The organism is Rhizobium sp. BK251, from assembly GCF_004345245.1.
Lineage (GTDB): Bacteria > Pseudomonadota > Alphaproteobacteria > Rhizobiales > Rhizobiaceae > Rhizobium.
Map to the genome: position 1 here is coordinate 37,717 of NZ_SLUQ01000017.1, position 23,713 is coordinate 61,429.

25 protein-coding genes are annotated in these 23,713 nt (G+C 59.6%); 5 read left to right on the top strand and 20 right to left on the bottom strand.

Features of this window, described 5'->3' with window-relative positions; translation table 11 throughout:
- Window positions 1–280 precede the first annotated feature (280 nt).
- The 3 genes from paoC to paoA are packed head-to-tail and all read right to left on the bottom strand — an operon-like array spanning window position 281 to window position 4,065.
- A complete protein-coding gene (paoC, locus tag EV286_RS30470) occupies window positions 281–2,476 on the bottom strand; it encodes an aldehyde oxidoreductase molybdenum-binding subunit PaoC (protein ID WP_132960995.1) in 2,196 nt (731 codons plus the stop codon).
- A 3-nt stretch (window positions 2,477–2,479) separates the two neighbouring features.
- Window positions 2,480–3,430, bottom strand: coding sequence for a xanthine dehydrogenase family protein subunit M (locus EV286_RS30475; protein ID WP_132960996.1), 951 nt, complete (start codon window positions 3,428–3,430; stop codon window positions 2,480–2,482).
- Window positions 3,427–4,065: an aldehyde dehydrogenase iron-sulfur subunit PaoA gene (gene paoA / locus EV286_RS30480; protein ID WP_132960997.1), complete on the bottom strand. Its 639-nt coding sequence runs from the start codon at window positions 4,063–4,065 to the stop codon at window positions 3,427–3,429. Before paoA ends, EV286_RS30475 begins: the two co-directional genes overlap by 4 nt.
- A 264-nt stretch (window positions 4,066–4,329) precedes the next feature.
- Here paoA and EV286_RS30485 point away from each other — a divergent pair, with 264 nt between their 5' ends.
- Window positions 4,330–4,662 (top strand): YciI family protein, encoded by a 333-nt coding sequence (locus EV286_RS30485; RefSeq protein ID WP_132960998.1) that lies wholly within the window; start codon window positions 4,330–4,332, stop codon window positions 4,660–4,662.
- 55 nt (window positions 4,663–4,717) lie between these two features.
- Here the strand turns inward: EV286_RS30485 and EV286_RS30490 are convergent, their stop codons facing one another.
- The 13 genes from EV286_RS30490 to EV286_RS30550 all read right to left on the bottom strand — a co-directional run bounded on the left by EV286_RS30490 (window position 4,718) and on the right by EV286_RS30550 (window position 16,558).
- Window positions 4,718–5,119 (bottom strand): cupin, encoded by a 402-nt coding sequence (locus EV286_RS30490; protein WP_245500883.1) that lies wholly within the window; start codon window positions 5,117–5,119, stop codon window positions 4,718–4,720.
- Entirely contained in the window at window positions 5,116–6,600 is a 1,485-nt protein-coding gene (locus EV286_RS30495; protein WP_132960999.1) for a 4-hydroxyphenylacetate 3-hydroxylase N-terminal domain-containing protein, read from the bottom strand. The genes EV286_RS30490 and EV286_RS30495 overlap by 4 nt, the downstream gene beginning before the upstream one ends.
- A gap of 10 nt (window positions 6,601–6,610) precedes the next feature.
- Window positions 6,611–7,135 carry a flavin reductase family protein gene (locus tag EV286_RS30500; RefSeq protein ID WP_132961000.1) on the bottom strand — a complete coding sequence of 175 codons (525 nt, stop codon included), beginning with the start codon at window positions 7,133–7,135 and terminating at the stop codon, window positions 6,611–6,613.
- 85 nt (window positions 7,136–7,220) lie between these two features.
- Window positions 7,221–7,919 carry a GntR family transcriptional regulator gene (locus EV286_RS30505; protein WP_132961001.1) on the bottom strand — a complete coding sequence of 233 codons (699 nt, stop codon included), beginning with the start codon at window positions 7,917–7,919 and terminating at the stop codon, window positions 7,221–7,223.
- A 321-nt stretch (window positions 7,920–8,240) separates the two neighbouring features.
- A complete protein-coding gene (locus EV286_RS30510) occupies window positions 8,241–9,161 on the bottom strand; it encodes a hypothetical protein (protein ID WP_245500884.1) in 921 nt (306 codons plus the stop codon).
- A 306-nt stretch (window positions 9,162–9,467) separates the two neighbouring features.
- Window positions 9,468–10,043 (bottom strand): GNAT family N-acetyltransferase, encoded by a 576-nt coding sequence (locus tag EV286_RS30515; RefSeq protein ID WP_245500885.1) that lies wholly within the window; start codon window positions 10,041–10,043, stop codon window positions 9,468–9,470.
- 92 nt (window positions 10,044–10,135) lie between these two features.
- Entirely contained in the window at window positions 10,136–10,468 is a 333-nt protein-coding gene (locus EV286_RS30520; RefSeq protein WP_132961002.1) for a cupin domain-containing protein, read from the bottom strand.
- Window positions 10,469–10,474: 6 nt separating this feature from the next.
- A complete protein-coding gene (gene kduD, locus EV286_RS30525; protein WP_132961003.1) occupies window positions 10,475–11,230 on the bottom strand; it encodes a 2-dehydro-3-deoxy-D-gluconate 5-dehydrogenase KduD in 756 nt (251 codons plus the stop codon).
- Window positions 11,227–12,069, bottom strand: coding sequence for a 5-dehydro-4-deoxy-D-glucuronate isomerase (gene kduI, locus EV286_RS30530; protein WP_132961004.1), 843 nt, complete (start codon window positions 12,067–12,069; stop codon window positions 11,227–11,229). Before kduI ends, kduD begins: the two co-directional genes overlap by 4 nt.
- A gap of 30 nt (window positions 12,070–12,099) precedes the next feature.
- Complete coding sequence (locus EV286_RS30535) at window positions 12,100–12,837, bottom strand: ATP-binding cassette domain-containing protein (protein WP_113359047.1); 738 nt, start codon at window positions 12,835–12,837, stop codon at window positions 12,100–12,102.
- A complete protein-coding gene (locus tag EV286_RS30540; protein ID WP_207909948.1) occupies window positions 12,837–13,856 on the bottom strand; it encodes an ABC transporter permease in 1,020 nt (339 codons plus the stop codon). The genes EV286_RS30535 and EV286_RS30540 overlap by 1 nt, the downstream gene beginning before the upstream one ends.
- 69 nt (window positions 13,857–13,925) lie before the next feature.
- Entirely contained in the window at window positions 13,926–14,876 is a 951-nt protein-coding gene (locus EV286_RS30545; protein ID WP_132961006.1) for a substrate-binding domain-containing protein, read from the bottom strand.
- 167 nt (window positions 14,877–15,043) lie between these two features.
- Window positions 15,044–16,558 carry an aldehyde dehydrogenase family protein gene (locus EV286_RS30550; protein ID WP_132961007.1) on the bottom strand — a complete coding sequence of 505 codons (1,515 nt, stop codon included), beginning with the start codon at window positions 16,556–16,558 and terminating at the stop codon, window positions 15,044–15,046.
- A gap of 122 nt (window positions 16,559–16,680) precedes the next feature.
- On the opposite strand from EV286_RS30550, the gene EV286_RS30555 reads away from it, so the two are divergent.
- On the top strand, window positions 16,681–17,382 hold the full coding sequence (locus EV286_RS30555; RefSeq protein ID WP_165932998.1) for a GntR family transcriptional regulator: 702 nt from the start codon (window positions 16,681–16,683) through the stop codon (window positions 17,380–17,382).
- A 58-nt stretch (window positions 17,383–17,440) separates the two neighbouring features.
- Here EV286_RS30555 and EV286_RS30560 read toward each other — a convergent pair whose 3' ends face one another.
- Together EV286_RS30560 and EV286_RS30565 are read right to left on the bottom strand one after the other, a co-directional pair.
- Entirely contained in the window at window positions 17,441–18,238 is a 798-nt protein-coding gene (locus tag EV286_RS30560) for an alpha/beta fold hydrolase (protein WP_207909949.1), read from the bottom strand.
- 101 nt (window positions 18,239–18,339) lie between these two features.
- On the bottom strand, window positions 18,340–18,819 hold the full coding sequence (locus EV286_RS30565) for a hypothetical protein (protein WP_132961036.1): 480 nt from the start codon (window positions 18,817–18,819) through the stop codon (window positions 18,340–18,342).
- A 167-nt stretch (window positions 18,820–18,986) separates the two neighbouring features.
- On the opposite strand from EV286_RS30565, the gene xth reads away from it, so the two are divergent.
- Both xth and EV286_RS30575 read left to right on the top strand, forming a co-directional pair.
- Window positions 18,987–19,778 carry an exodeoxyribonuclease III gene (gene xth / locus EV286_RS30570; RefSeq protein ID WP_132961008.1) on the top strand — a complete coding sequence of 264 codons (792 nt, stop codon included), beginning with the start codon at window positions 18,987–18,989 and terminating at the stop codon, window positions 19,776–19,778.
- A 529-nt stretch (window positions 19,779–20,307) separates the two neighbouring features.
- Window positions 20,308–21,492, top strand: coding sequence for an MFS transporter (locus EV286_RS30575; RefSeq protein WP_245500886.1), 1,185 nt, complete (start codon window positions 20,308–20,310; stop codon window positions 21,490–21,492).
- A 340-nt stretch (window positions 21,493–21,832) separates the two neighbouring features.
- Here the strand turns inward: EV286_RS30575 and EV286_RS30580 are convergent, their stop codons facing one another.
- Complete coding sequence (locus tag EV286_RS30580; protein WP_132961009.1) at window positions 21,833–22,234, bottom strand: NUDIX hydrolase; 402 nt, start codon at window positions 22,232–22,234, stop codon at window positions 21,833–21,835.
- Between the two features lie 675 nt (window positions 22,235–22,909).
- Between EV286_RS30580 and EV286_RS32645 the strand changes: the two genes are divergently transcribed.
- Entirely contained in the window at window positions 22,910–23,101 is a 192-nt protein-coding gene (locus tag EV286_RS32645) for a CHAD domain-containing protein (protein ID WP_245500887.1), read from the top strand.
- Between the two features lie 311 nt (window positions 23,102–23,412).
- Here the strand turns inward: EV286_RS32645 and EV286_RS30595 are convergent, their stop codons facing one another.
- Window positions 23,413–23,688 carry a hypothetical protein gene (locus EV286_RS30595; protein WP_132961011.1) on the bottom strand — a complete coding sequence of 92 codons (276 nt, stop codon included), beginning with the start codon at window positions 23,686–23,688 and terminating at the stop codon, window positions 23,413–23,415.
- Window positions 23,689–23,713 lie beyond the last annotated feature (25 nt).

The following is a 23,713-nucleotide window of genomic DNA, read 5'->3' on the forward strand; positions in this document are numbered from 1 at the left end:
ACTGGCTCTCACTCAGAATTGCTGCTGTTGCGAGCGACGCTCCGGCTCACTCACGGCAGGACCAGCATGTGCAGCATCGCAATCCCGCGCGCGAGCCTCGCCCCCCAACGGCCTTGGACCTGACTTGCGCCGAGTTATCTCACAGCGAAAGCAGAAACTCACTCGCTCCTGCCAACGCTGAATTGGGGCACTGTCGCTGTGAATTGCAGGGTACGCAACAATCGGCGTTTCAATATTTTGAGGAAGGACGACGGTCGGAGTCAGGACCGTCGTCCAAACATCAGGCTTCGGGCAGCTCGCCGATAAGCTTGTCCAAGGTGATCGGATAGTGCCGTACGCGGACCCCGGTCGCATTGTAGATTGCGTTTGCGATCGCCGCAGAGACACCACAAAGGCCAAGCTCACCGACGCCCTTTGCCTTCATTGGCGACGACATGGGGTCGGTCTCGTCCATGAAGATCACCTCCTGGCGTGGAATGTCGGCATGAACCGCGACCTCGTAGCCAGCGAGATCATGGTTGACAAAAAAGCCCCGCCGAGTATCGACGGCAAGTTCTTCCGACAGGGCGGCGCCGACCCCCATGGCCATCGATCCGATCACCTGGCTGCGGGCAGTGATGGGATTAAGTATCCGGCCGGCCGCGCACACAGCCAGCATTCGGCGAATGCGCGTCTCGCCGGTTGCGACGTCGACGCCAACCTCTACGAAGTGCGCACCGAAGGTCGACTGCTGATGGGTCTTCGTGAGGTCACCCCATTCCATGGTGTCCTCGCCGACCAGTCCGTCCGGGCCGGCGGCCTCGGCGAGCGGTACCGAGCGATCGCCGGAGCGCACCACGCCGTTCTCGAACACAATGTCTTCAGAGTTCAAGCCGAGTTTCGCGGCCACTGCCTGGCGCAGCTTCACGCAGGCGGCATAGACGCCGGAGGTCGATGAATTCGCCCCGAATTGGCCGCCGGAGCCTGACGACACCGGAAAGCGGGAATCCCCGAGCTGCACAGCGACCTTGTCCATGCCGACGCCCATCATTTCGGCGGCTGTCTGGGCGATGATCGTGTAGCTGCCCGTTCCGATATCGGTCATGTCAGTCTCGACCGTTACGACTCCTTCCTTGTCGAGCTTCACTCGCGCACCGGAGGCAAGCACGAGGTTGTTGCGGAATGCCGCGGCAACGCCCATGCCGACCAGCCAGCTTCCTTCGCGCCGAGACCCGACCTTGGGACGGTTGCTCCAGCCGAAACGTTCCGCCCCGAGTTTCAGACAGCCGACGAGGTTTCGATGCGAGAACGGTCGGTCGGGATTTTGTGGATCGACCTGTGTGTCGTTGACGATCCTGAACTCGATCGGGTCCATGCCGACTTTTTCTGCCATCTCGTCGATCGCAATTTCGAGAGCCATCATGCCAGGAGCCTCACCCGGAGCACGCATGTCGTTGCCTTCCGGGAGATCGAGCGTTGCAAGCCGCATCGCCGTCATCCGGTTTGCTCCGGCATAAAGCAGCCGGGTCTGGGCGACCGCCTCCTCAAGGCGCCCACCAGGCTGATCACCGTTCCAGCTTTCGTGTGCGATCGCAGTGATCTTCCCGTTCCGGTCGGCGCCGATACGAATGCGCTGGACCGTCGCTGGCCGATGGGTCGTATTGTTCATTATGAACGGCCGCGGTAGCGCAACCTTCACGGGCCGGTTCGCGGCCCGCGCTCCGAGCGCCGCCAGTACGGCGTCCGCGCGCAGATACAGCTTGCCGCCGAAGCCTCCGCCGATGAATGGCGACATCAAGTGGATCTTCTCCTTGTCGACGTCGAGGGTCGTTGCAAGGTCGGAACGCCACCAGTCTATCATCTGGCTGGAGGTCCACACCGTCACCTCGTCGCCATCCCACGCCGCGATGGAGGCGTGCGGTTCCATCATCGCATGCGACTGGTCCGGGGTCGTGTAGGTTTCCTCAAGAGTAACTGGGGCATCTCGGAAAGCAGCCTCAAAGTCTCCGACGCTGGAATCCGGCTTCTTCGCGTCGTCCGGCTTGGCCGCCGATTTCATTGCCTCCTTCAAGTCGTAGACACCCTCCTCCTCCGCGTATTCGACCTGGATCAGGGCGGCAGCAGAACGCGCCTGCTCAAAGGTATTCGCAACGACGACCGCGATCGCCTGATGGTAGTGGTGGATCTTGTCACCGCCGAAGAGCTCGACCGTGTTGAATCTGCCCTTCTTGAGGCTCCCCCCATCAAGTGTCGTTACGACCGCGAGTACCCCCGGAGCTCTCTTTGCAGCGGCGACGTCCATCGACTTGATCAAGCCTTTCGCGATCGCCGATCCGACGGGATAGCCGTAGGCGTATGGTATGTTGGGGTCGTGCCACTCGTAGGCGTACATCGCCCTTCCTGTGGTCTTAAGCTGCCCGTCGATGCGGGGGATCGGTTGGCCAATGACCTTCAACTGGTCGATCGGATTGGTGGTTGCTGGCGTATCGAACTTCATGGATCAACCCCTTGCTTCTGCGAGGACGGCGCCAAGCGTGCGCTCGACAAGCTCGACCTTGAAACTGTTCTGCTCGGTGGGACGGGCGTCGGCCAGGATGACGTCGGTGGCAGCACTGGCGCCGTTCGGAAGCTCGGCCTCGGCCGCTTCGACCCGCCATGGTTTAGGCGCGACGCCACCGATCGCCACACGTCCGGTTCCGTCAGGCTGGATGACCGCTCCGACCGAAACGAGTGCGAAGGCGTAGGAGGCACGATCTCGAACCTTGCGGTAGATTTGCTTACCCCCGATCGGCGGCGGCAACAGGACGGCTGTAATGAACTCGCCGCGCTCAAGCACGGTGTCGATATGCGGCGTGTCGCCGGGCAGACGATGGAAGTCTGCAATCGGGATCGAGCGCCTGCTCCCGTCAGCCTTCACCGTCTCGACAGTGGCATCGAAAGCCCGCATGGCGATCGCCATGTCGCTCGGATGGCTGGCGATGCAAGCATCGCTGACACCAACGACAGCAAGGGGGCGGGAAAAGCCACCGATCGCCGAACAGCCGGTGCCAGGCTGGCGCTTGTTGCATGGCTGATTGGTGTCATAGAAGTACGGACAGCGCGTCCGCTGCAGAAGGTTTCCCGCCGTCGTCGCCTTGTTGCGAAGCTGTCCCGAGGCACCCGCCACGATCGCTCGTGACAGAAGTCCGTAGTCGCGACGAACGACCTCGTGCGCTGCGAGATCCGTGTTCGTTACCAAAGCGCCGATCCGGAGCCCTCCCCCAGGAGTGATTTCGATCTTGTCGAGACCGAGACCATTCACGTCGACCAGATGCGCTGGCGCCTCGATCTCAAGCTTCATGAGGTCGAGCAGGTTCGTGCCGCCGGCGATGAACATGGCCTCAGGGTTCGATGCGACCGTCTTGGCTGCTGCCTCGACGGACGAGGCGCGTTCGTAGGTGAAGGCTCTCATGCTTTGATTCCTCCAACTTCGGTGATGGCATCGAGAATGTTGGAGTAGGCTCCGCATCGACAGATGTTACCGCTCATGCGCTCGCGGACTTCCGCTGCCGTCAATTGCGCCGGGCTGGTCAGATCGTCGGTGACGTGGCTGGGAATGTTCGACTTGATCTCCTCGAGCACCGCCACGGAAGAACAGATCTGTCCGGGGGTACAGTACCCGCACTGGAAGCCGTCATGCTTGATGAATGCGGCCTGCATAGGATGAAGGTTACCGGGCTCACCCAGGCCTTCGATCGTTGTGATCTTGTCGCCCTCGTGCATGACGGCGAGCGTCAAGCAGGAGTTGATCCGGCGGTCGTCGACCATGACGGTACAAGCACCACATTGACCGTGATCACAACCCTTCTTCGTGCCGGTCAAATGCAGGTGCTCGCGCAGCGCATCGAGCAGTGTCGTCCTGTTATCGACGTCGAATTCGCGTTTCTCGCCGTTGACGTTGAAGCTGACCTTGGTCGTGTAGGCCATTGTTGTTTCGGCGGATTGTGCCATCGCGTCCTTGGCAACGGTCCCGGTGAACGCGACTGATGCAGCCGACGAGATCAGCAGGGAGCGGCGGGAAAGTTCCAGTTGAATGGTGTTCTGCATAGGCCCAGTTCCACTTCTTTGGTTCTTTGGTTTTTCGTTTTTGGACGGAGGCGTGTGGCCCGAACAGCCACGAAGCCAACTGGGAACCTAGGGCAATGGAGAATTTGGTAAGGGTGTCCTGTTACATTAAGTTACAAATCACGTGCATTTGTAACCAAGGCCGAGCTGTGTCTCAGCCACGAGACGACGTCTCCCATGCGCAAGAGAGACCATTGACATCACCTTTCGTGCCACCAAGTTCCTCCTGAAACATGGGAGGAGCTTATGCCAAGGTTTATCACCATAGGATACGGAGACGAGGCGGGTTACGAACGGACAGACGAGGCTGTCCTCGCCGACGCTCACGCTCATGATGCAAAGCTTCAAAGGGCCGGTGTCGAAATGGGCATAGCCGGACGAGCCGTCCAGGTTAGAAACCATGAGGCTAGGAAAGTGACCGTTTCCGAGGGTGCATACATGAGGTCCGCACTGCCTGTCGCGGGTTTCGCCGTCATCGAAGCGGCTGACCTGGCGGAAGCGATAGAGATCGTTTCGAAGACGCCATGCGCCGTCGCCTACGGTGTCGTCGAGGTTTGGCCACTAAGCCAAACGCGATAGACCGAAGAGCCAGGCGAAGTGTCCTGGCCACAAAAAGTTCCGCGCTGGCCACCGCTCACTCACGCCCGTCAGAGCGCTTGTCATAATAGTGAATCTCCAGCAGCAGGCAGCCGGTCTTCGACCTGAACGGTCCATGAAGGACCCCCGGGGGACGGCAGGCATAGGTATGAGCCGGAAACGACGCGGTTCCGGTAGATGGATCACCGACGACGAGATCACCTTCCACCAGATAGACCTCTTCCCAATAGTCGTGCACGAACGGTTTGTCGGTATACGCCTCCGGCAGGAAACGCAGCAATCTCGTACGACTGCCTTTGCCGTTCGCTTCGTCGAGCCGTCCAGCCAAAATTTTCTGCTCGATGCCGGGAGGATAACCTGGTGGAACGTGCCAGCCCTCCTCCATATCCACAAGATGGAATTCCTTGTGTTCCTTGAATATGGGCACAGGCGGGTTCATGCTGCCGCCGCCTTATTGGCGTGAAGTGCGCCATCGAGCGTGTAGGAGTCGAGCATCTGGTCGACCAGCCTGGTGCGTGAGTCCCAGTCGCATGTGCGGTAACTGTGGTTCTTGGTGACGAAGTTCGCCCCCGCGTAGAACATCTCGTATTGGGTATGCCTGGAGGCAAACTCGGAGCCAATCGCGTCCCAGGCGAGTTTGAAAAGCTTGACCCTGCCTTCGCTGCTCGTGGCGGGCGATTGCTGTGTTTTCTCGATCATGGCCCTCAACAGCGGATCGGCGAAGTCATCGACGCTGGAGGGCAGCATTATCAGCCCGCCGCCCGCCAACTCCCTGAGCGTCGAAATGACCTCTGGGTAAAGCCTCTGGGTGAGCACCTGCGCCGAATAGAGGGTGTGGGCATCCGGAACGAAATACTTGCCATGGGCTTGCCCCTTGACTTCCATGGCGTGCACGAGCGCGTCGACCATCGCGCTCTGTGCGGCGAGGAGACCGAGCGTCTCGCGCACCTGCGGGAAATTGATGATGCCGTTGGTTTCCGCGATACGGTGCGCCAGTCCCAGTTGGAAGCGCATCTTCACCATCAAGCGGATTTGCGCCTGATAGTTCTGCAGGACATGGGCGGGCGTTGCATGGAACTGCCGCTGGCACATGCCGATGTCCTGATTGATGAAGACCCGGTCCCAGGACACTTTGACATCTTCGAAATAAAGTACCGCATCGTTCTCGTCGAAGCGGGTGGAGAGCGGATTGTCGAAGACGCTTGTCGCGTGCTCCTCATAAGATTTGCGGGACATGATCCTCAAACCGCGAGCGTTCATCGGGATCGCAAAGGAGACCGCATAGGGCTCGTCGCCCTCAGTGAGCGGCTGGATACAGGTGACCAAGACCTCGTTCGCCAAGATGCCGCCGGTCGCCAGCATCTTCGCACCGCGTATCGTCAAGCCTTCCTGATCCTGGTCGACGACACCCGCCGTCAAGGTGCGGTCCTGTTGCTGGCTCGCGGCCTTGGAGCGGTCTGCCTGCGGGTTGATGATCACATATGTCAGGTAAAGGTCGTTGTCGCGGGCGTAGCGATAGTAGTCTGCCAACGCTGCGGCGCGATGCGGATCATAGGCTTCAAAAATCTCGGCACCCATCATCATGCCGGCAAGACAGGAGGCGACGTGGTCGGGGGCTCGGCCGAGAAAGCCACAATGCAATGTTGCCCAAGCCTCGAGCGTCTTGCGGCGCTCCACGAGTTCGGCATAGGTTTTCGGCATCTGCCATATGCGGCTTGCGCGATCGCCGGACTCCACCGTATCGAATGTCATAAGTGATCGGTTCTCATCGGCGCTTTGGAAATCGTAAAGCCGTCCGACGGAGCGGATGGTTTCGCGAAAGGCCGGATGCGTCGTCACGTCACCCGCAAGCTGGCCATTGATATACACCTGCCTGCCGTCACGCAGGGTCTCGGTATGCTGCGAACCTGTTTTCAGCATGACTTTTCCCTCAGTAGTGGATGGCCAGCGGCCAGGACGCTTCGTCGTTCACTTCGGACTCCAGTGCAGCATACCGCCCCCTGCTGAACACAAGTGGCCGGCGATCCCGGAACGATAGAAATGAGTTTACCTTCCCGATGAACAGCAGATGGTCACCGCCCTCGTGGACAGCCCAGCGCGTGCAATGAAACAACGCTGCGGCACCGGGCAGGACGAGGCCGCACCCCGCCTTCAACTGGCAAGCTATTCCTTCCCATTTATTGGTCAGAGGCCGAGAGAAGCGGCTCGACAAATCTGTCTGATTTTCCGAGAGGACGTTGATCGTGTAGCCTTCTGCCTTTGTCCACAGGGGGAGGCTGGCGGCACGATTATCGATGCTGAACAGGATCAACGGTGGATCAAAGGAAAGCGAATTGAAAGAGCTTATCGTCACACCGATTTTATCCATGCCGATCACGCTCGTGACCACGCATACTCCGGTGGGGAACTGCCCTAACGCCTGCCTGAATGCGCTTACGTCAAAGACTGGTTCCATCCCGGACCCTCGGTATTGTTTTGATCTATCCTATGCCTGTTCCTGCAATTTCGGTTTCCACGGTGGTGTCGAATGCGGGAGGCCGCTATCCTGCCCGCACGTTCGACGACCAATCGCCGAACAGCGGCGCTCGCAGCGCCGCGAGTGTCAATTCCAAGTGCGTGCCGACCGCGGCGACCGCCCGATCTGCCGCTGATTCACGGATGGCCTGCGCGATCGCCCCGTGTTCGGTCAGCACTTCATCAATACGGCGGCCAACAGAGATCGCATGCACACCCATTCGAACCTGCCGGTCACGAAGGCTTTCATAGAACGCCGCGAGTATCGGGTTTCCCGCAGCCCTTACAATCGTACGATGAAACTCCCTATCGCGCTCTATGAAGGCGACAGGATCGTTTCGAACCTGTTCCTGCACAGCGATCAGTCGGTCCAGTTCGTCAGCCACCGCACCGCCGAAGCGGCTCGCTTGCTGCGCGCACCACTCCTCCACCAACCGGCGCGCCTGCATGATTGAGACCACCTCTGCATCCGTGATCGGCGAGATATACGCGCCCTTCTTCGGCAGAATCTTCAGCAGCCCGTCAGCCTCGAGTCTCAAGAAAGCTTCTCTGACGGGTGTCCGCGACACACCAGTTTCCCGACACACCTGCGATTCCGTCAGGAATGTTGTCTCATCGCGCGGCAAGGTCAGCACATATTGTTTCAGCCAGGCATAGACCACGTCTTGCGCAGCTTCGGGGCGCTGGCCGGCGGCGACACGATCTGAACCATCGCTTAACGTCATGTACATCTTGTATACAAGTGGCTTACGAAAGTCAATATTGAGGGAGTTCTGGGTCAAGGACTGAAGAGCAGAAGGTCACCGCTTCTTATGGGCGAACCTGTCCTCCCGCGAGCGCTACTTCGCGCCTCTCTTCAAGAGCATGAGCTCCGCCGGAACATTCGCCGAAGCTGCGGAAACTTGCAGCCCAAAGGAAATCAGTGTTGGCGAGATGATTGCCGGATCACCCTGTTGGGTCCGTCGGTCACATATTCCACCTGGCGCGCCGACCCGCTGGGTTGCGTCTCAGGTTTCCTGCCCAGTCACAGGATCGGCTCCCGCCGCCTAGTCAATCGGCTGTTCGGCCGCCATGACATCTCGCACCTGGTCGATCTTGCCGACGGCAGGACCAACACCGAGAACATCCTTCGCCCATGCCATCACAGCCGGGTCCGCCACCACGGCATCGCCTGGCTGCTCAACTGTGCCGATATCCTTGTTTGCTGCCGCCATAAGGGCTGCGCTCAGGGCCTCGTCGCTGAGTGCCGGATCCGTCGGGACGACATCGACGCCGTTGTCCAACTCGAACTGGGCATACGCCACAACGTAGTCACGGATGGCAGCCATGCGAGGATCGTTGGAGTTGAGGTACGCCCGATAATTGCGGTTCAGAGAGTTCAGGCCGCCAAGCTTTGCAGCCAGATTGGAACTGAGGATAGGCTCCTCCACTTCGTCCGAAGCAATAGTCGGCCTTTCGGGCCTTGGCGAAGGCTTGGCCACTTTCAGATGCACTTTGTCGGCCTTCGGGGAAATGTTGGCGATTTCGGTTCCGGCCTTTCTGAATGCAACGCGCTTTTCTTCGTTCTTGTGGAAAAGCTTCCCGAATGCCGTCGCTATCGGATCGCTTGATCTGCCGGTTGCGCTCTTCTCGCGAGAAGACAGACCAGAATTTCCGTGATGGGCAGAGGCGTGGGTCTCTCCCGCGCTCTTGCCGCCACCATTCCCGTCGCTGCTTCCTCGGCCATTGCCGCCACCATTTCCACCGCCATTGCCACTACCGTTTCCATTGCCGGCGAGGGCAGTCGATGTGATGAGCTTCAGCGGGCTCTTCAGATCCAAAACGACTGGCGCGGCAGTAAGTATCGCTGACACGGAGGCCACAAACGTCAGACTCGCGATTTTTCCCATGCTCCATCCCTCCGAATCATGAGCTCTACGAGCTCCCATCATGATGCTTGAGGATATTATGGCACCGAATTGTGGCAACAAGCCACTGGTCGGGCGGCGATGGGCAAGGATAGGAATCGCGCACTATGGTTGGAAAGGCCCTTAGATTTCGTCTGAGTGGCCACAACGGAGTCGCGAAAATCGAAGCCTGTTGAGGAGATCGGGGCTTGCTTGCCTCGCGCGCCTGGGCTGCGTCCGCGCCACCACGCCGGCTCCTATTCGGCTTTCGTCAGTGGTCCGGGCAGCACTACATTGAAGTGGTCTGCCATGAACCCGTGGACCCAATTCGGGGCATTTCGATCTGTTGGCGGCGATCATTCTGACCGAAAACCAAAGCAAGGAGCTCTACGTTCGATTGCCTTCGCAGTCTGGCCGTGAGGCCGTTAGTGGAGCTTCCATGAAGATGAGGTGATTGCGCAGTTCAGGAGGCGCTTCGTAATATGCCCCGATCTCCTGGAAACCAAGAGATCGGTAGAGGCCAAGCGCTTCACCGTGATTACGGCCGGTATCCAACCGCATGGTCATGTAACCCCGCTCGGCAGCCACTCGCACGATGTTCTCGGCGAGTCGGCGGCCCAACCCCAAGCCTCGCCCCTCCGGACCGACGAACATGCGCTTCATCTCGCATATGTGATCATCAATCCGCTGCATCATCACACAGCCAACCACCTTTCCGTTCAGTCGGGCAACAAGGATTTCCCCGTCTGGAGCCGCGTGAATCTTCGGCAGGCTGTCCACGAGCGCAGCCCATTCTTCTGGCGTGTAGTAACGGTCGACGAACCAAGCATTTTCGCCATAGCGCGACCGGCACCAGTCGATAAAGTCGTTGCACAAGGCTCGAATGGCTGGAAAATCGCCAGGCCCGGCTGGGCCAATCTCCGCGTTCTGTTCCACTTCTGTACCCCACTCGCTACGCGCCAATCAGCCCCTCCCTTTCGCTATTCCGCCCGGTCCTCTTTTGCCCGCTCGATGAATTTCCCGGCGACCGCCCATGCCAGAGCCAGCGCCCTATCCTAGAGGAAATCGTCGCGCCTCGGGGTGAAAGTGTCAATCAGCAGTCCCTTTTCGAGGGCGACAACGCCATGGACGAGGTTGGGAGCGACGATGAAGCTGGAGCCGGCATCGAGCCGCGTGGTGACGCCATCGACGGTGACGTCGAAGGCACCTTCGGCGACATAGCTTACCTGCGTGTGTGGATGTGAATGCAACGCGCCGATGGTGCCGGGATCGAAGCTGAAGGCGACGAGCATCATTTCCGGGCGGTGCGACAGCACGGCACGCCTGTTGCCGGTCGCGACCTCCGTCCAGGTGATGTCATGGGGAAGCGTATAATGATCGGCCATCATAATCTCCTATCGGGCGAGCCAGCCGCCATCGACCGGCAGCACCGTGCCATGAACATAATCAGAGGCGCGCGAGGCAAGATAGACCGCCGTGCCCACCATATCCTCCGCCTTGGCCCAGCGGGCGGCCGGGATGCGCTTCAGGATATCCGCGCTTCGCTCCGCATCAGCGCGAAGTGCCTCCGTATTGTTGGTCTCGACATATCCGGGCGCGATCGCATTCACATTGATGCCCTTCGATGCCCATTCGTTCGCCAACAGTCGGGTGATACCGGCGAGCCCGCTCTTCGATGCCGTGTAGGATGGAATGCGAATGCCGCCCTGGAACGATAGCAGCGAGGCGATGTTGATGATCTTCGCCGGCGTCTGACGAGCCAATACGACCTTCGCGAAAGCCTGGCAGAGGAAGAAAACTGACTTCAGATTGGTGTCGAGTACCGCATCCCAATCCTCCTCCGTAAATTCCAGTGCATCGGCACGACGGATGATGCCGGCATTGTTGACGAGGATGTCAGGCGAGGCGCCGGCGGCAAGGGCGCGTTCGATAACGGCCCTCGCCTCCCCGGTATCGGACAGGTCCGCGTTGAGCGATACGAACCGGCGCCCCGTCGATGTGACCGTGTTTGCGGTGTCGTCCATGGCCGAGCGGCCGACGCCGACAATGTCGGCGCCCTGTTCCGCCAGGCCGACCGCGATTGCCTGGCCAATGCCGGCATTGGCGCCGGTGATGATGGCCCAGCGGCCGCTAAGATCAAAAAGGGTCATCGCAGTGCTTCCATCGGCACCTTGTCCATGTCGGTGAAGCTCATATTGTCGCCAGCCATGGCCCAGATGAAGGCGTAGCGGCCGGTGCCGGCGCCGGAATGGATGGACCAGCCGGGAGACAATACCGCGTCATGGTTCTTCAGGACGACATGCCGGGTTTCGCGCGGCTCTCCCATGAAGTGGAAGATGCGCGTCGCTTCCTGCATGCCGAAATAAAGATAGACCTCCATGCGCCGATCGTGAACGTGCGCCGGCATCGTGTTCCAGACCGAACCCGGCTCGAACATCGTCAGCCCCACGAGCAATTGGCAGCTTTCGCAGACATCGGGATGCACATACTGATTGATGGTGCGGGCGTTGGATTCCTCCGCTGAACCAACAATCACCTTCTTGGCCATCTCACGCGTAATATGCACCGTGGGGCATGCACGGTGAGCTGGCGCGCTCAGCAGGTAGAATAGTGCTGGTTCGGCCGGGTCACGGCTGGCAAAGCTCAAAGCGCCCTCGCCCATTCCGATGTAAAGCGCCTCCTGGAAGCCGAGCTCGTAGCGCTTTCCGACTACACTGACCGTCCCCGCTCCGCCGATATTGACGATGGCGGCCTCGCGCCGGTCCAGAAAGCGCTCAGTGCCGGTCTCAGCAATGGCGGTGATCTCCAGAGGCTTGGCATCCGGCATGACGCCACCGACGATCATGCGATCGAGATGGCTGTAGGTGAGATTGGCTTCGCCCGGGCGAAACATATTCTCAATGACGAAGCCGTCGCGCAAGCCCCGCGTGTCACGCCTTGCAGCGTCCTCCGGCCCGACGACCTGCCGTACTGATACTGAAATTGTCACGGCTATACCTCTTCTGTCTGGGGAATAGGATCAGGTGAGCACGACATATTCGGTCAGCTGATTGATCGTCGTGTCCGCCTTGTCGACGTCGAACACCTTGGTGCCGTGGCTCATGATCACGAAACGGTCGCAGACCTGATAGGCGTGATAGATGTTGTGCGTCACCAGCACGCTCGAGACGTTCTCCGCCTTGAGCTTCAGCACCTGGTTCAAAAGTGCCTCCGTCTCGCGCACCGACAGCGCCGAGGTCGGCTCATCGAGAAGTAACACCCGCTTCTTGAAGTAGACGGCGCGGGCAATCGCCACGGCTTGTTTCTGGCCACCGGACAGATTGCCGACCAGCGTATCGGGGGAATCGATGCCCGAAATGTGGACCGCATTCTGTAGGACCTCCATCGCGATCTCGCGCATCTCGCGCTGCCTCAGGAAGCCAAAGCGATCGGTGAGTTCGCGACCCATGAAGATATTGCGGGTGATCGAAAGGGAATCGACCAGCGCCGTATGCTGATAGATGGTTTCGATACCGGCATCGGCCGAGTCCGACCGGCAGGTAAATGCGGTCTTCTTCCCGTCGACGCTGAGATAGCCTTCCGTCGGCTTGTGGATCCCGGAGATCAGGTTCACGGTGGTCGACTTGCCGGCGCCGTTGTCGCCGAGCAGCCCCACCACTTCGCCTTCACCGATATGGAAGCTCAGATTGCGCAACGCAGTCAGCGCGCCGAAGCTTTTCGAGATATTGTGCAGTTCGAGAAGATTAGGGGCCGACATCACGCGAGACCTCGCCGCTCGATAAGATGGTTGAAGATGGCGGCCAGCACGATCAGTGTCGCAATAAACATGTCGAGATAGAAGCCTGGCGCGCGCAGCAGAAGCAGGACGTCGGTGATCGTGTGGATCAACAGCACGCCGAGGAAGATGCCGATGATCGACCCACGGCCGCCGCGCAGCGACAGCCCGCCGATCACGCAGGCGGCGATCGCTTGCAGCTCCAGTCCGGCGCCCTGTCCCGGCTGCACGCTGCCGACGCGTGATGTCGCAAGGATGCCTGCCACTGCCGCCATCCCGCCGGCAATCCCGAATGCCACGAGCTTGACGCGGTTGGTATTGATGCCGATCGCCTCCGCGGCACCACGATTACCGCCGGTCGCGAAGACATGGTTGCCGAAGCGGTGACGGTGGACGAGATAGTGAAAACCGACGACGAAGAGAACGATCCAGATAAAGGCGGCATTGATGCCGAAAAGCGTACCGGAAAACAGGCTGGTGAAGAGCGGCTCAGGGTCGAAGCGCACCTGGACGGCGCCGTTATAAAGCAGGACCGCGCCGCGCCAGAACAGCAGTCCGCCCAAGGTCACGATAAAGGAGGGCAGCCCAAAGCGCAGCGTGATGTGGGCATTGAGAAGCCCGATCATGACACCGGCCAGAATACCGAGCGGTGCTGCGACGAAGGCGCTCAACCCGGCGCCGACGAGGCTCGCCATCAGGATGGCGGTGAAGGTGTAGACGGAGCCGATCGAAAGGTCGAACTCGCCTGATATCATCAGCACGCCGGCGCCGAGCGCCAGGCAGCCGAGCACCGGGATCGCCTTCATCAGGATTGTCAGGTTCTGCGGCGAGAGATAGCGGAACTGATCGGGATAGAGCAACGCGCCTACGATGCAGACGATCTGCAGCGTCATGAAGACGAGGAAGATCGCGCCGGCGGGCATCGCCATGATCTGCTTGAGGATCGGTTGCTTCTGAGTCCGCGACCGGGGCGCGGCACTTTCTGCGAGAATTGGTGTCACGGGCTGGTACTCGATCTATTGGACACGGAGAACCTGCCGACATAGCCGACAGGCTCCCGTGAAACGCTGTTAGCGGAAGCTGCCGATCAGCGGCTTGACCGAACTGATGCGAGACTTGTCGAGGAAGGCGCCCTGCCCGGTATCGACGTCGGTCGGTGTCAGCCCGTACTTCTTCGAGAGCGCGATCTGGGCGATCGGGTAATAGCCCTGGAGATAGGGCTGCTGGTCCATGGTCGCGAACATCGCGCCTGATTCAACCGCGTTGACGATCTCGACCGCCAGGTCGAAGCCTCCGAACGGGATCGTGACGCCTGCGTCCTTGATGGCGCCTGCCCCAACGGTGGAAGTGACCGAGCCCGTGCCGAACAGCGCCTTGACACCCGGATTGGCGATCAGGAACTGCGCCATGATGTTCTGCGCCTCTGCGGGATCGAGACCGGCGCGGACCGTTTCGACCTTGATGCCACTCTCCTTCATCGCCTTTTCGATGCCGCCGCCGCGCGCGACCGCAAAGCTCGCCTCGGGGATTTCGCGCGGATTGAAGACGACGTCGCCGGACTTCAGGCCGAATTCCTTGATCATCCGGTTGCCGAGCTCGTAGCCGGACGCGAACTCGTTCATGCCCACATAAGCCTGGCGGCAATTGCCCTTGGCGCCTTCCAGGTCGTCATTGTTGAAGCCGATAACCACGATCCCGGCCTTGACCGCCGCGCAGATGCTTTCGTCAAAGGCATCAGACGAGGAAATGGCGACCGCGATGCCGTCGACACCGCTTGCCGTCGCGCTCTCGATCAAGTCGTTCTGGCGAACCGGATCGTTGTTGGCATACTGCACGTCGAGATCGACGCCGAACTGCGCGGCTGCGTCCTTCGCGCCCTTTACCACGGGGTTGAAGAACTGGACACTCGGATCGAGATAGATGATCATCGTTGCCTTGACGTCCGCGGCCAGCGCCGTAGATGTCATCATCGTGGCGAGACCCGCGGCGAGTGCAGCGGTTTTCAACCTGGTCAATTTCATTTGCGTATCCTCCCTTTGGATGTGCAATGCGGGTCGAAAGACCCGAGTCTCGGCTGGCGGGCTCCGACCAAAGATCACGCCGGCCGAGATTTTCCTCTCAGGCGTTCCGCCTTCTCCCAAAACGAAACGCCCTGTACGTTTATTCCCCTTCGACGCCTGTGCCGCTGCTAGCCGAACCACGGCGCCGGGCGCCCGAACGTCACGTGTATGCCCTTGAACTGGGAATATTCATCGAAGCCGTAGCGGCCGAGTTCGCGGCCGAGGCCGCTTTTCTTGTACCCGCCGATCGGTAGTTCCGGCGTGCCGTCGATCACGCTGTTGACCCAGCAGCGACCGGCACGAATGCGGCGGATGCTCTGCATCGCGTTTTCGAGATTGGTCGACCAAACCGAGGCGGAAAGGCCGAACTCGCTGGCATTGGCGATTGCGACGGCTTCGTCCGCAGTCTTGAAGGTCATGCTCGACAGCACCGGCCCGAATATCTCCTCGCGGGCGATCGACATGTCAGGCCTCACGCCTGCAAATACGGTGGGTGCGTAGTAGATGCCGGCGTCCTTGCCGACGCGCTCGCCGCCAAGCAGCAGCTCGGCACCGGATGCGATGCCGGCTTCCACATAGGAGTGAACCTTGCCGACATGCGCTTCGGAGATCATCGCCCCGATCTTGGTGTGATCGTTCAGAGGATCGCCGAAGGTCACCTTGCGCGAGATATCGAGCAGACGCTCCATCAATGCGTCGCGGATCCCTTCCTGGACCAGAAGCCGGCTACCGGAAATGCAGCACTGGCCGGCATTGTGATAGACGCCGTAAGCGATGCCGTCGGCCGCGGCCTCGAGGTCCGCATCGGCAAAGACGATCTGGGGGCCCTTGCCACCGAGCTCCAGCCCAACGCGCTTGACGCTGCGCGCGGCGATCTCGCCAAGCTTGGTGCCGACACGCACCGAGCCGGTAAAGGCAACCATGTCGATACCGGGATCCTCGGCGAGCACCTGGCCGGCGGGATCACCGTAACCGGTGACCACGTTGAAGACGCCATCGGGAATACCGGCCTCGCGTGCCAGTTCCGCCATGCGGATCGATGTTCCCGAGGTAAATTCGGACGGCTTGAGGACGACAGTGCATCCCGCCCCGATCGCCCACGGCACACGCTCCGACGCGATGATGAAGGGGAAATTCCAGGGCGTGATGATGCCTACGACACCGACAGGCTCGCGCAGCACCAGACCCAGGCGATCGTCGCCGATGTTATTGTGCGCCTGCCCCTCGAGCCCGCGCGCCTGCCCGGCGGCGTAGGACCAGAGGTCGGCGCAGAACCCAATCTCACCGCGGGCCTGGGCGATCGGCTTGCCGACCTCCAGACTCTCGATCAAGGCGAGCTCCTCCTGCCGCTTGAGGATCAGGTCCGCCACCTTGAACATCAGGCGCGAACGCTCGGCGCCCGACATGCGCGGCCACGGACCGGTATCGAAGGCACGACGGGCCGCCGCGATCGCCACCCGCACATCCTCGGCCGAGGCTTCGGGCCAGGTGCCGACGATGACACCTGCATGACCGGGGCTGGCACGATAAATCATACGACCCGAGGCGGCATCCACCGACTTGCCATCGACAAGCATCTGGTAGCGGGATTTAATGTTCAGCCGCGGATCACTGGAATCGGGCGAAATGAAATTGGACAGCACGTTATCCTTCAAGCCGACACACCGTGCCGGCCCTTCCCTTTTTACCCGGTTCTGAACCACCGAATTTATGTTGCGTTTGAATTGTATGGTACTGTATGGTGGTTTAAATTGGATGTCAACGCATGGCGGCGACGAAAGACATGAACCTCGAATCCTTGAAGATTGAGACCGGCGAGACGGCTGCGGCGCAGGTCGAACGCGACCTGCGTGAGGCAATTATCAGGCTGGAACTGGCGCCCGGCACGCGGCTTTCGGAGCAGGAGATCGCGACGCGAATGGGCGTATCGCGCCAACCCGTGCGCGAAGCACTCATCGCGCTCGGGAAATCAAAACTGGTCGATGTGCGCCCCAATAGGGGCACGGTGGTTGTGAGGATCTCGGCGCGGCAAATGATGGAGGCCCGTTTTGTCCGAGAAGCACTCGAGACCGCGGTTGTGCGCCGCGCCAGTGAAAGCTTCGACACCTGGACGCGCCGCCGGATTGACAACATTATTGCCCGGCAGAGAGCCGCGATGGAGGCACACGACCACAACGCATTCCGACGCGAGGACGAGCAGTTCCACATCGCGATCGCAGAAGGCGCCGGTTGTAGCCTCGCCTGGAACGCCATCGCCGATATCAAGGCGCATATGGACCGCGTCTGCAATCTGCAGCTTCGCCATCCCGATTCCATGATGCGCCTGATCGCCGAGCACGAGGCGATCATTGCGGCCATCGACAGTCGCGACGCCGACGCGGCAGCATCCGCGATGTGCGTGCATCTCAACGGCATCCTGTCCGACCTGCCGCAAATTGAGGCGGATCATCCCGACCTTTTCGAATGATGCCATGATGATGGTTCGCTCTGCGACGGTGAGGTGTTGGGACAAGGAGGTCGCCCCGTCAGGACAGCGCCGCACTTATTGCTCTCGCTAGCCCCGACGGGTTGTCGCATGCCATGAGGTGGCCCGCGTCTTCGACGACCTCGATGTCTACACCAAGACCCTTCAATTTGTCGGCGCGGGCATCTGGAAGTGAGGCACGTCCGTAGATGGCAGTTTTCGAAACCTCCAGAATATCAAGCTGATGACACCATGTCGGATCGCTGCCCAAAACGAGAGACGTCGCGGCACGATGCATCGCGTACGGAGCGCTGACTGACAAGGATGCGGCCCAGATTTCATTGCCTTCTGACCGTGAAAGCCTGACCAGGTCATCATGGCCGTGGTCCACGTAATCGGCCTCGGACATAGCCGCTATCCGACGACTGAATATCCCGCCGCCGGGCTCGATGTTAGGTTCGGCAAGTATGATATGGCGAACGCGATCCCGCATCAGACTCGCTGCGACTATTGCGATTGCACCGCCCATGCTGTGACCAAAGAAGTCCAACGATTCGATGCCCAACCGATGGACGAGTTTCACGATCGTCCTAGCATGGAGTTCGACCGAGTACCGGAACTCCGTCGGCCGATCACTGAAGCCCGATCCGAGCAGATCGATGAGGAGCATGTTGCGACCGGACAACGCCGGATCGGCCGCAACCGCCGGATAGTCACAGGACGATGCGCAGCCCAGGCCATGGATCAATATGAGGGGCGGTCCATGACCGGGCAGATCGTGGAATCTTATCGTCGCCTTTTCGGCTTCAAGTGCGACCGACTTCATGTTCCCCGGCATCCCCAAGCGATCGAGTTGCATGACTCCTGATCTTATCTGGACAACGCCGACTTCGCACCCGATTCATGATCCCCCGCCCTCGTCCATACTCGTCATCTCCTAAGCTCGACTTCGGGTCCCCATCATTTCTCGCATAGTTTCGCCATGCTTCGTTCGAGGCCGCGGCGCAGCGCATCGGAGATTTCGCCTTTCAGGCCCTTCACGACGTCCCCGAAACGTCCGCCGGTATCGGTGATTTCGATCCTGCTTTCTGTCGTCTTGCAGGTGGCCAGATCAACGTGCATGGCGATGGCCGCCGTGGCCGAAAAGCCACCCTGAACCAGGGCGTTGTCGGACGTCTTGCAGGCCAGGGTTCCGCGCGCATTCGCCTCGGCACGGTCGCCGTTCACTGCCAACTGGAGTTGCTCGATCTTCACGTAGTCGAGTTTGTCGATGCCGACCTCGACACTGATCCCAAAGCTCGATGCCTTGGCCTTGAGCGACCGGCATGGCTGCGCATCGCCGATCGCGCGCTCCAGCGCGTTCGCGGCTACTGCCGGGGGAGGAGCGGCCGTCTGCGAGATCAAGGCGCCCAACGCAAGCACATTTACCCATCTGCGCATTACTGTCTCCTCCTCAAGTCCTTCCACTGACACGCCCCTCTGTTGATCTAGGATTCGCGCATCTTGTGGAAAGTCATTTCCTGACAATCAGGCGAGAGGTTGCGTAGTCGCAACAGGAACCATCGCTAGCGTCCGATCATTACCTTTCGAAGCTCGCCGGAGGCACCGTGAAGATCGCGACCTACAACGTGAACGGCATCAATGGTCGACTGGAAATCCTTCTTCGGTGGCTCAAAGAGGACAAGCCCGATGTCGTTTGCCTTCAGGAGCTCAAGACCGAAAACGCCAGGTTTCCAGGAAAGGAGATCGACAAGGCCGGATACGGCGCGATCTGGCGTGGCGAGAAGAGCTGGAACGGCGTTGCCATCCTCGCCAGGAACGCCCTCCCGGTCATGACGAGGCGAGGACTTCCAGGGGACCCCGATGACAATCATAGCCGCTATATGGAGGCGGCCGTCAACGGCATTCTGATCGGATGCCTTTATGTGCCGAACGGAAACCCTGCGCCCGGACCGAAGTTCGACTACAAGCTACGCTGGTTCCGACGCCTGCAGGAATACGCCCGCGAGCTTCTGGACCTCGGTGTCCCCGCTCTGCTTGTCGGCGACTACAACGTAATGCCCACCGAGCTGGACGTCTACAGGCCGGAACGATGGGTAAACGACGCTCTCTTCCGATCGGAGGTCCGCAAGGCCTATGCGGATCTCGTCGCACAGGGATGGACGGACGCAGTCCGGCACCTTCATCCGGACGAGCGCATCTATACCTTCTGGAAATACTGGCGAAACTCGTTTGAGCGCGACGCTGGGCTTCGGATCGATCATTTTCTGCTTAGTCCGGCCGTCGTTCCGTGGCTGAGGTCTGCAACTGTCCGCAGGAAGCCGAGAAGCTGGGCCCACACAAGCGACCACGCACCTGTCATGATCGAGCTCGATCTCCCAAGGATGGAAGAGGATTGATGCAGATGCCGAACCTATCCATTCTTCGCCAAATCCGCGTAATTTGCGATTTCGTTTACACGAAGAACTATACCTCCCGTTTTAAGCTCTCGATAGTGGTACGAAGTGCGGTAGCGTGGCCGCATGCAAACACCGCTCCGTGAAGGTGGAAGACCGCGGGCGGTTCGGATGTTGAACAGCTTGACTGCAATAGGCTGCGACCAACCCGTCATCCAGGACATCCGTCTTTAACAGCGCGTTGATTCCACAATGACAGTCTTCCGACTTTCCGGCATCGCGTGGACACGACCGCGCCATTAAGGGTAAGCGGCCGTTTTCCGGCTCGCCTGAGGAGATAGACGCAGGACGCTCGACAGTTACGGCAGCTATGAGGGCCAACGCACTTCGCGGTGATCCCGCGGCCTTTCTCCTCTTGACGGCTCTCTCGCCCCGAAAGGAGAGACACCCGGGTAAGCTTTGCGTTGCCGTGGACAATCACCTTGAGTACCATTCCCCATCTCACCCGTGAACAGATTCCCCGGAGCACTCCATGCAAATCGAGCCGCAGCAGCGGATCTATGTCTGCTTCTTCCTTTTCGCGGTCTCGATGGGAGCTATGCTTTCGCGCCTCCCCGATCTTCAAGATGCTCTTCAGATCAACAAATCTGAGTTAGGATTAACTCTGATCGGTGCAGCAATCGGTGCATTGGTTTCCCTAACATTTTCGTCCTCTTTGGTTGCTCGCCTCGGCGCCCGAACTACTGCGTTCCTCACGGTTCTCGGAACATCGGCACTTCTTGCTTTCGTTCCGTGGATGAGTGCGGCTCCGCTCGTCTTTGGCCTGCTGTTTTTCGAAGGCTTGCTCGCCGGAGCGCTCGAAATAAATCTGAACGTTGAACTGGATCGCATCGAGGCCCAGATCGGTCGCAGCGTAATGAACCGGGCTCATGGATTCTGGAGCCTTGGTTTCTTCGCGACTGCGATTGCTTCGGCTTTCATCCGCCAAGCGGGAATATCCATGCAATTGCACCTCGCGTTAACGTTCGCGTTTGTCCTGATGGTGGGAGGCTTTGTGGTATCGAGCATGCGCAATACGCCTGCTCGATACCAGGCAGAGCACATACAAGCCGGACACGTGGCGCTCCCCACAGTTGGCTTGCTACCGCTTTGCATTATTGGGTTTGCTGCGTTTCTCGTGGAGGGCGCGGGAATTGACTGGTCAGCAATCTACATGCGGGACGTTTTTCATTCTCAACCATTTATTGGTGGGTTGGGCCTCACGCTCTTCACGCTATTCATGGCTGTAACGCGGTTGTTTGCCGATCCGTTTGTTGATCGCTTTGGTTCACGTTCTGTCGCGATCCTCCTGCTCGTTGTTTCGGCCGCTGGTCTCTGTGCTGTCTGGCTTGCGCCCAACCAGTACGTTGCACTGATGGGGTTCTCCCTCATGGGCGCGGGATGCAGCGCGGTATATCCCCTCGCCATTTCGGCCGCCGCGCAACGAATGGACCGGGCTGCAAGGCGCGGCTTTGGAGACGTGCACCGGCATATAGACCTGCTTCGTAAATTTCGAACTTACAGATTCGTTCCCGTCTTCTCGAGACACAAAAAGCCCCGCTACTGCTGGGGGGCGATACCGGGGCAAATTGCCGGCTCTCTGGAGAAACCGGCGGACATCGAGCATGGATACGATATACCCGGTGACCGCGATTTTCCAGCAGTTCAGGATCGGTGACGCGCACGTCCCTCATGGCGAAGCGCATGCGGACTAGACAGGCACTTGCCGTGCCAGGTCAGTGCCTTCACGTAGTTGCTTCCGATCTGCGAGCGGATTGGCGCCGAAGCGCCAGGAGTGGGTTGGAAACCACGCCGCGCATCGATTTTTTCCCGAAGCGCAAAATGAATTGGCCGGCGCCAAGCTGCCGCTCGACCGCGCATGGGCATTGCGACCGAACGGCAGAGGAGCCATAGCAGGCCTCAAGCAAGAATCTTTTCGTTCCCTCGGAACAACTGCAGATGCGTCAGGTTCGCAGCCTGGCGGCAAACCTGGATCTCCTCGCTTGCTATGTGTGTCTCTATGACAATTGCAACAGTTTGAGGATGATGGGACGATAACCGTACATCGCGAAATGCAATCCGCCTAAGTCATCAAGCCTGAACCACCCTAGTTCTGAGTGTTCATCGCCCAGCAAGCGTGCGGTCCCACCCACCCATTGCGTGATTACGAAAATATGGAAGGGATTCTTCCGAGAAGCGTCGTCTGCTTCGTAGATGGTAGCCAGGAGTGTATAGGAGATTGGGGTCAGTCCGACTTCTTCCTGACATTCCCGAATAAGGGCAGCGGCTACCTCCTCGCCTTTCTCGACGTGCCCTCCGACGAGGTCCCAGCAATTTGGCGACCATTTTCGATGTGAGGCGCGTCGAACCAACAGGACTTGTTGATTGGTGATGAAGGCACCACAGACGATATCGGGCACGTCTTTCCTCCTCGTCCTCTTCCTACTTCCCGCGGCGTCTAACTGCGAAGCAAAAGTCGTGAGGGAGTCACCGCTCTATCTCGATCCAACGGAACGCCGACGGCGTTCGAATGTTTCCTCTCAAATGGCCAACCCCCGCTAGCCCGCCGCGTTGAAAAATGGGCGTCACAGGAGACGAAGATGGAAACCCCTCAGAAACTTTGGCCGTGGAGTATCCGCGCCTCGGAGGTCGTAGGATCGCTGTCATCGACGACAACGTTGGTTCCTCTCGCGACTGGGATGTCGATCCACCAGAAGCCTCAAGGTCCTGGAATGAACGGGTCGCGGCACTGCCCGATCGCGAAAAGAGCGACGTCGAAACCTTCGTCCCCTCGCTTAATGACGAAAGCCACGAGCCTGCGTCAAAGTGAAGACCCCTTCTCGGCTCGGGTGGCGGTGAGTCGAGGGTGAGCATTGAACGCCCAAAGCAAAGATGATCCCGGCTCCGACGAACGTCGCAGTTTAGCGGTTGAACGTCTCCGTCGAATGGAAGCGATTGGGGGACTTTTGGAATCTGACTTCCTTAGCCTTCAATCCCACGCTGACGCCGTGGCGGAGGAGCGACAGTGCTTAGAAAGACTCGTCTCAGAGGTCTAGCTAAGAGCACAAGGCATGTAAGGCTAACGACCGCGATAAATGCCGGGGCTGGATAAAGTCGCCCATCCCCCGCATGCCAAGAAGCTTCGTTGCGCAGCGGAATTCTTTGATAGCCTGTTCGGGGACAAGCGCGGCACCGGCCGGTACGACAAGTTCATCGCCGCGATGGAGGAAATGCAGGATCGTCTGGGCGTGCTGAATGATCTTGCGACCGGCCCCGGAGGTCCTTGAACAACATGGAATGGCCGATTACCCGGCTCGTGATACCATCGTCTCTCACGCTGACAAGGATGCTCTCCGAAGAGCGCAGGCTTCGGTAGACGAGGTGCCAGACACAAAGCGCTCCTGGCCATCACTGGGACTTCGCATCGGGCGTGTCAGGGTATCCTTGAAGAGCAAGCTTGCCTGCGCCCAAGTGACATGGTGGTCTCCTTGCAGATCGTTCACGCAATCGCGGCGCCGAAAAATCAAGGAACGCTCGTAAGCTTGAACGGCACCTTGCTTTGGCTTGGGCAAATCAGACTGACCGAAGGCGTGGGATGTCACTTGGTGAGTTCCTGGACCACCTCGACAAGCAGCTTTAGATCTGTAGGCTTCCCAAGATTGGGCACCATGGAAAGAGCAGCGTCAAAAGCCAGGTCGATCTTGCTTACAGCGCTTGCTAGGACGAACGGCACGCCAAACATGTTGAGGTGAACAGCGACGGCCGTGCCTTTCTCGTCTCCCAGCCTCACATCCAGAACCGCTGCATCGGGACGCTCATCTCGGCCGTCAACGGAATGGCCGAAGACGATGAGGGCACTTGACTCGCTTCCCATGTCTGCAGCCGACCGTGTCCGTTGG

Coding starts and splice junctions, on each gene's coding strand:
- EV286_RS30505 (WP_132961001.1), bottom strand. CDS start 7,919: ATGACGTTAAGCGATGGTTCAGATCGTGTCGCCGCCGGCCAGCGCCCC.
- EV286_RS30565 (WP_132961036.1), bottom strand. CDS start 18,819: ATGCGCAGATGGGTAAATGTGCTTGCGTTGGGCGCCTTGATCTCGCAG.
- paoC (WP_132960995.1), bottom strand. CDS start 2,476: ATGAAGTTCGATACGCCAGCAACCACCAATCCGATCGACCAGTTGAAG.
- EV286_RS30500 (WP_132961000.1), bottom strand. CDS start 7,135: ATGGAACCAGTCTTTGACGTAAGCGCATTCAGGCAGGCGTTAGGGCAG.
- EV286_RS30485 (WP_132960998.1), top strand. CDS start 4,330: ATGCCAAGGTTTATCACCATAGGATACGGAGACGAGGCGGGTTACGAA.
- kduD (WP_132961003.1), bottom strand. CDS start 11,230: ATGACCCTTTTTGATCTTAGCGGCCGCTGGGCCATCATCACCGGCGCC.
- EV286_RS30475 (WP_132960996.1), bottom strand. CDS start 3,430: ATGAGAGCCTTCACCTACGAACGCGCCTCGTCCGTCGAGGCAGCAGCC.
- paoA (WP_132960997.1), bottom strand. CDS start 4,065: ATGCAGAACACCATTCAACTGGAACTTTCCCGCCGCTCCCTGCTGATC.
- EV286_RS32645 (WP_245500887.1), top strand. CDS start 22,910: ATGCCGGGGCTGGATAAAGTCGCCCATCCCCCGCATGCCAAGAAGCTT.
- EV286_RS30575 (WP_245500886.1), top strand. CDS start 20,308: ATGCAAATCGAGCCGCAGCAGCGGATCTATGTCTGCTTCTTCCTTTTC.
- EV286_RS30495 (WP_132960999.1), bottom strand. CDS start 6,600: ATGCTGAAAACAGGTTCGCAGCATACCGAGACCCTGCGTGACGGCAGG.
- EV286_RS30545 (WP_132961006.1), bottom strand. CDS start 14,876: ATGAAATTGACCAGGTTGAAAACCGCTGCACTCGCCGCGGGTCTCGCC.
- EV286_RS30595 (WP_132961011.1), bottom strand. CDS start 23,688: ATGGGAAGCGAGTCAAGTGCCCTCATCGTCTTCGGCCATTCCGTTGAC.
- EV286_RS30560 (WP_207909949.1), bottom strand. CDS start 18,238: ATGCAACTCGATCGCTTGGGGATGCCGGGGAACATGAAGTCGGTCGCA.
- EV286_RS30520 (WP_132961002.1), bottom strand. CDS start 10,468: ATGATGGCCGATCATTATACGCTTCCCCATGACATCACCTGGACGGAG.
- EV286_RS30555 (WP_165932998.1), top strand. CDS start 16,681: ATGGCGGCGACGAAAGACATGAACCTCGAATCCTTGAAGATTGAGACC.
- EV286_RS30535 (WP_113359047.1), bottom strand. CDS start 12,837: ATGTCGGCCCCTAATCTTCTCGAACTGCACAATATCTCGAAAAGCTTC.
- EV286_RS30490 (WP_245500883.1), bottom strand. CDS start 5,119: ATGAACCCGCCTGTGCCCATATTCAAGGAACACAAGGAATTCCATCTT.